This is a genomic window from Kitasatospora sp. NPDC057512, assembly GCF_042802135.1.
Classification (GTDB): Bacteria; Actinomycetota; Actinomycetes; order Streptomycetales; family Streptomycetaceae; genus Kitasatospora.
Map to the genome: position 1 here is coordinate 1 of NZ_JBHVET010000606.1, position 5,495 is coordinate 5,495.

Below are 5,495 nucleotides of genomic sequence, written 5' to 3' on the forward strand. Positions count from 1 at the left end.
CGGACGACCCCGGCGCGGTCCAGTGCCCCGGGGGCGGCCGTCGCCGGTACGGAGGCGTCGCGCGGGGTCGTGGCCGCCGTGCAACGCGCGTTCTCCCGGCGGTCGTCGAGTCGGGCCGAGCACCCGTCAGCGGCGGGAGGCACCGGTCCGACCGCAGCCGTACCCGCGAACCCGTCGCAGGCCCTGCCCGGCCGACCCCGTGCGGCGGTCCCGAACGTGAGCGCCCCGGCGTTGCAGCGTTCCGCCATGCCGACCTCCGCAGGCCGTCCGAGCCCCGGCACCCCCGGTGCGGCGGCCACAGCGGCGACGGCGACGCCCGCCCCGCGCCCACCGGTCGTCCGGCTCAGGCCCGTGACGGCCGCGCCGGTCCAGCGTCTTCCGGCGACGTCGCGGCCCCCGCAGCCGTCCCCGGGGTGGCAACCCGCCGTCGGGGCCGCCACCGCACCCGCGCTCGTCGTGTCACGGGCCCTGCCCGCCGGGCACACCACCACCGCCACCAGGGCCACCACCGCCGCGCCCACCCCGACCGCCCCGCCGTCACCCGCCCCGCCTTCGCCCGCCACGGCGCGGCTGTTGCAGCGGGTGGCCGAGCAGACCGGCCTGACCGGGGTGCCGCTGACCGCCGTACCAGCGCGCACGCCCACCACGGTGCAGCGCGCAGCGCCGTCCCCGGCCGCCTCGCCCGCCGGGAGCGCCCCGGGGAACGCCCCCGGCGGACCGTCCGCCGCGTCGTCCGCCGACCCCGCCGACCTCGACGAACTGGCCCGGCGGCTGGTCGAACCGGTCGGCCGGTTGCTGCGCACCGAGTTGCGCAGGGGCCGGGAGCGCAGCGGCAAGCCGTACGACATGCGCCGCTGAGCACGGACCGGAACGCGGGGCCGGAAACGCTCAGCAGAACGCAGACCAGAACGCACACCAGAACGCAGACCAGAACGCGGACCAGCCGGACGGCCGACAGCAGGCCGCAGCGCCGTGACCGGAAGCAAGGGAGCAGGGAGCCGAACCGATGACCGACACCATCTTCGCGTCCAGTGTGTTCTTCAGCCTGACCATCGGCGGCAACGACCTGGGCGAGTTCACCACCTGCTCGGGACTCGGCGCCCAGGTCGAGATCGAGCAGTACGCGGAGGGCGGCAACAACGGCTTCGCCTGGCAGTTGCCCGGCCGCATCACCTGGACGAACATCACCCTGACCCGGGCGGTCACCGCCGATACGACGAAGATCGCCCGCTGGCTGTCCGAGATCGTCCAGAAGGTCGAGCCGAAGGACGGCGAGATCGTGGCGCTGCGGCCGGACCTGAGCCGGATCGTCGGCTGGCAGGTGCTCGGCATCGTCCCGGTGCGCTGGGAGGGCCCGTCCTTCGACCCCGCCAACTCCCAGGCCGCGATGGAGACCCTGGAGATCGCCCACGCGGGCCTGCGCCCCTCCTGACCCCGCCGCCTGCCCGGCGGCCCGACCCGCCCCCCTCGCCCGACAGCCAGACCCGCCCCCCTCGCCCGACAGTCCGACAGCCCGACCCACGGAAGGAGCACCAGGATGTCCCCAGCGGTCCCCGCGAGCGTCACCCGGGCCCAACTGACCATCATGGAGCCACCGTCCACGGTCGGCGCCCAGCCCGGCGGCACGCTCGCCCAGCTCCGGCTCCAGTTCAACCCGGCGACCCTGGTGCTGCGCAAGACCACCGAGTGGCGGCGCACCCCGTCCCGGATGGCGGGCGAGTCCGCGCTGCCCGAGTTCGTCGGCAGCGGTCCGCGCTCGCTCTCCCTCGACGTGTTCCTGGACTCCACCGCGACCCACGACAACTCGGTGGAGCGGGCGGTGGAGCAGCTGATGACGGCCTGCGTGCCCACCCCGGCCAGCCTGGCGCGCAAGACCCCGGCCAGCCCGTGGATCCGGCTGGACTGGGGCACCCTGAAGACCACGTCGTTCAACGGGGTGCTGACCGGCCTCTCCGTCACCTACTCGCTCTTCGACGTCGACGGGAAGCCGCTGCGGGCGGTCTGCTCGCTCAGCATCGACGAGGCCAGCGTCGACCCGGCCGGCCAGAACCCGACCTCCGGCTCGCCGGAGGCCCGCAGCACCCACCGGGTGATCGCCGGCGACAGCCTGCCGCTGCTCGCCTGGCGCGCCTACGGGGACGCCACCGCCTGGCGCACCATCGCGGAGGCCAACGACATCGACGACCCGCTGGCGCTGATCCCGGGCGCCGAACTGATCGTGCCGGGGATCGAGGAGCTCACGCAGAGCGGACGGACCCCGAGCGGCGCCGCGCAGGGGGTGCGGCCATGACCACGCCCGAGGCCCGCGGCGGCCGTTCCTTCGCCGCCGATCCCGTCGTCGAGGCACCGGGCCCGCTGCCGCCGATCTGGGCGACCCAGCTGGTCTCCTGCGACATCGAGGAGAGCGTCGGCCTGCCCGACACCGCGGTGCTGTCCTTCCGGGACGCCGACCACACCTTCCTCTCCGCCACCGGGATCACCATCGGCACCCCGCTGAAGGTGTCCGTGGTGACCGTCCAGGGGAACACCCGGGCGCGGCTGTTCACCGGCGAGGTGACGGCGCTGGAGCTGGAGGTGGACACCACGGGCTCGTACACCGTGGTGCGGGCCTCGGCGGTCACCCACCGGCTGATGCGCGGGCGCCGGGTGAAGGCCTTCCGGAACATGACGACCGCCGACATCGTCCGCGAGGTCGCCTCCGGAGCGGGCCTGACCTGCGGGCGGGTGGACTCCTTCCCGGTCGTCCACCAGCAGCTCTCCCAGGCCAACGTCCCGGACTGGGAGTTCCTCCAGTTCCTGGCGCAGGAGAGCGGCGCCCAGGTGCGGGTGGACGACGACGGGAAGCTGGAGTTCGTCAGGCCCGACCCGGCCTCCGGCGCGCCGGCCCCGTCCACCCCCGCGCCGCAGAACCCGCTGGTGCTGGAGTACGGCCGCAACCTGCTGGAGCTGCGCGGCGTGCTGACCGGCGCCGGAGGGGCGGACACCGTCGAGGCGCGCGGCTGGAACGTCACCACCAAGAACGCCCTGGTCGCCACCGAGCCCGCGGTGACGTCCCAGACGGTGCAGCCGGGGATGAGCCCCTCGGCGGTGACCTCCGCCTTCCCCGCCCGGGCCCGGCTGACCGTCGCCGACACCCCGTACCGCACCCAGGCGGAGACCGCCTCGGTGGCCCGGTCGCTGGCCGCCTCGGTGGCGGCCGGCTTCGGCGAGCTGGAGGTCGTCGCCGAGGGCAACCCGAGGCTGCGGGCCGGAACCGCGGTCGCCCTGGGCAACGTCGGCGCCGCCTTCTCCGGCCGCTACACCGCCACCGGGGTGCGCCACCTGCTCGAACCGTTCCGCGGCTACCGGACCACCGTGGTGGTCAGCGCGGCCCCCGACCGCTCGCTGGCCGGGCTGACCAGCGGCGGCAACGCGCCGCCGCGCGGGCCGCGGATGCCCGGCCTGGCCGTCGCCGTGGTCACCGACGTCCGGGAGCCGGGCGGCGGGCAGCGCGGCTGGGTGAAGCTCAAGTTCCCCTGGCTGGACGACACCTACGTCTCCGACTGGGTGCGCACCGTGCAGTGGGGCGGCGCCGGGGGCGGCGGGGTGGTCAGCCCCGAGGTCAACGACGAGGTGCTGGTCGGCTTCGAGCAGGGCGACCTGGACAGCCCGTACGTACTGGGCGGGCTCTACAACGGCGTGGACCGGCCCTCCCCGCACGACGTGCCACTGGTCGACCCGGGCTCCGGCAAGGTCAACCGCCGTTCCGTGGTGTCCCGTTCGGGCCACCGGATGGAGCTGCTGGACGTGCCGGGCGGAAAGTCCGGCGTCCGGCTGGCGAGCGGCGACGGCAAGCTGGAGGTGAAGCTGGACCAGCAGCGCGGCGAGATCGTGCTGACCGTCCACGGCCTCGGCGGCGCGGCCGGCAGCACCGTCCGGCTCTCCTCCTCCGGCATCACCCTGGACGCGGGCACCGGCACGGTGGACGTGCGCGGCGGATCGGTCACCGTCCGGGGCACGACGGCGGTCACCGTGGACGGCGGCGCCGAGGCGGTGCTCAAGGGGGCCCTCGTACGGATCAACTGACGTATCGTCACAGACACCTGGCAGCAGACGCGTGCCCCACGACCAGCGGGCACCATCCGAAACGGAGACCGCACATGCCCCCCGCAGCCCGGACCGGCGACCTGACCGATCACGGCGGCGCCCTCACCACCCCGCCGCCGGGCGCCCTCAAGGTGGCGACCGTGCTGATCGGCGGCCGCCCCGCCGCCGTCGTCGGCACCGTCCACGCCTGCGTCGTCCCCCCGCACCTGGCCCTGGGCCCCGGCGACGTGGTGCTGCCCTCCCCGGGCGCGCTCACCGGGGGAGTCGTACTGATCGGCGGCCTGCCCGCGGCCCGGGTGGGGGACAAGACCACCTGCGGCGCCACCATCACCGTCGGCGCGTTCAACGTGCTGATCGGCGGCGGCATATGACGGGCAACTTCATCGGCCGCGGCTGGGCCTTCCCGCTGCGCGTCAACGCCACCGGCGGCATCGCCCTGGTGGAGCGCGACCGCGAACTCGCGGAGGCGATCCGGCTGATCCTCGGCACCGCCCCCGGCGAGCGGCCGATGCGCCCCGAGTTCGGCTGCGGCATCCACGAGTACGTCTTCGCCACCGGCGACAGCACCACCGCCGGGCGGATCGCCCGCGAGGTGCGCATCGCGCTGGAGCGCTGGGAACCGCGGATCGAGGTGGACGACGTGGTGATCGCCTTCGACAGCGTCGAGGAGGGCACCCTCTACATCGACGTCCACTACACCGTGCGGGCCACCAACGACCGCCGCAACCTGGTCTTCCCCTTCTACACCATCCCGGAACACCCGAACTCGGCCGAGGGGTCTGCGAACTGATGGCCCTGCCCTCCCCGAACCTGGACGACCGCCGCTTCCAGCAGCTCGTCGACGAGGCCAAGCGGTACGTCCAGCAGCGCGCCCCCGAGTGGACCGACCACAACGTCTCCGACCCGGGCGTCACCCTGATCGAGACCTTCGCCTACCTGGTGGACCAGCTGCTCTACCGGCTGAACCGGGTGCCGGAGAAGAACTACGCGGCCTTCCTCGACCTGCTCGGCATCCGGCTCTTCCCGCCGGCCGCGGCCCGGGCCGAGGTCGACTTCTGGCTCTCCGCCCCGCAGACCGAGACGGTCCTGCTGCGGGCCGGCACCGAGGTCTCCACACTGCGCACCGAGACCGACGAGGCGGTGGTCCTCTCCACCGCCGAGGACCTGCCGGTCGTCCCCAGCTCGCTGGAGCGGCTGGTCACCGTCTCCGCCTCCGGCGAGCAGTCCGACGGCACGGCCCGGCTGGCCGACGGCGCGGACGTCCGGTGCTTCCAGCAGCGCCCGGTGGCCGGGGACGCCATGCTCTTCGCCCTGCCGGCCGTGGTGCCGCGCTGCATCCTGGTCGTCCGACTGGACAGCCGGGTCGAGGGCGTCGGCGTCGACCCGCGCCAGCCGCCGCTGGCCTGGGA

7 protein-coding genes are annotated in these 5,495 nt (G+C 74.5%); all 7 read left to right on the forward strand.

The genetic code is table 11. The features are described 5' to 3' along the window. Window positions 1-456: 456 nt before the first annotated feature. Window positions 457-858, forward strand: coding sequence for a hypothetical protein (locus tag ACFU6K_RS30150; RefSeq protein ID WP_380668325.1), 402 nt, complete (start codon window positions 457-459; stop codon window positions 856-858). Window positions 859-1,006: 148 nt separating this feature from the next. Then, entirely contained in the window at window positions 1,007-1,432 is a 426-nt protein-coding gene (locus ACFU6K_RS30155) for a phage tail protein (protein ID WP_380668328.1), read from the forward strand. 105 nt (window positions 1,433-1,537) lie between these two features. Continuing rightward, on the forward strand, window positions 1,538-2,290 hold the full coding sequence (locus tag ACFU6K_RS30160; RefSeq protein ID WP_380668330.1) for a LysM peptidoglycan-binding domain-containing protein: 753 nt from the start codon (window positions 1,538-1,540) through the stop codon (window positions 2,288-2,290). Next, entirely contained in the window at window positions 2,287-4,065 is a 1,779-nt protein-coding gene (locus ACFU6K_RS30165) for a VgrG-related protein (RefSeq protein ID WP_380668332.1), read from the forward strand. Before ACFU6K_RS30160 ends, ACFU6K_RS30165 begins: the two co-directional genes overlap by 4 nt. A 74-nt stretch (window positions 4,066-4,139) precedes the next feature. Next, window positions 4,140-4,457, forward strand: a complete 318-nt coding sequence (locus ACFU6K_RS30170) for a PAAR domain-containing protein (protein WP_380668334.1) — start codon at window positions 4,140-4,142, stop codon at window positions 4,455-4,457. Beyond that, on the forward strand, window positions 4,454-4,876 hold the full coding sequence (locus ACFU6K_RS30175; protein ID WP_380668336.1) for a GPW/gp25 family protein: 423 nt from the start codon (window positions 4,454-4,456) through the stop codon (window positions 4,874-4,876). The genes ACFU6K_RS30170 and ACFU6K_RS30175 overlap by 4 nt, the downstream gene beginning before the upstream one ends. Continuing rightward, a partial coding sequence (locus ACFU6K_RS30180) for a putative baseplate assembly protein (RefSeq protein ID WP_380668338.1) occupies window positions 4,876-5,495 on the forward strand: 620 nt, incomplete at its 3' end. The genes ACFU6K_RS30175 and ACFU6K_RS30180, both read left to right, overlap by 1 nt.

Coding starts and splice junctions, on each gene's coding strand:
- ACFU6K_RS30170 (WP_380668334.1), top strand. CDS start 4,140: ATGCCCCCCGCAGCCCGGACCGGCGACCTGACCGATCACGGCGGCGCC.
- ACFU6K_RS30165 (WP_380668332.1), top strand. CDS start 2,287: ATGACCACGCCCGAGGCCCGCGGCGGCCGTTCCTTCGCCGCCGATCCC.
- ACFU6K_RS30160 (WP_380668330.1), top strand. CDS start 1,538: ATGTCCCCAGCGGTCCCCGCGAGCGTCACCCGGGCCCAACTGACCATC.
- ACFU6K_RS30175 (WP_380668336.1), top strand. CDS start 4,454: ATGACGGGCAACTTCATCGGCCGCGGCTGGGCCTTCCCGCTGCGCGTC.
- ACFU6K_RS30155 (WP_380668328.1), top strand. CDS start 1,007: ATGACCGACACCATCTTCGCGTCCAGTGTGTTCTTCAGCCTGACCATC.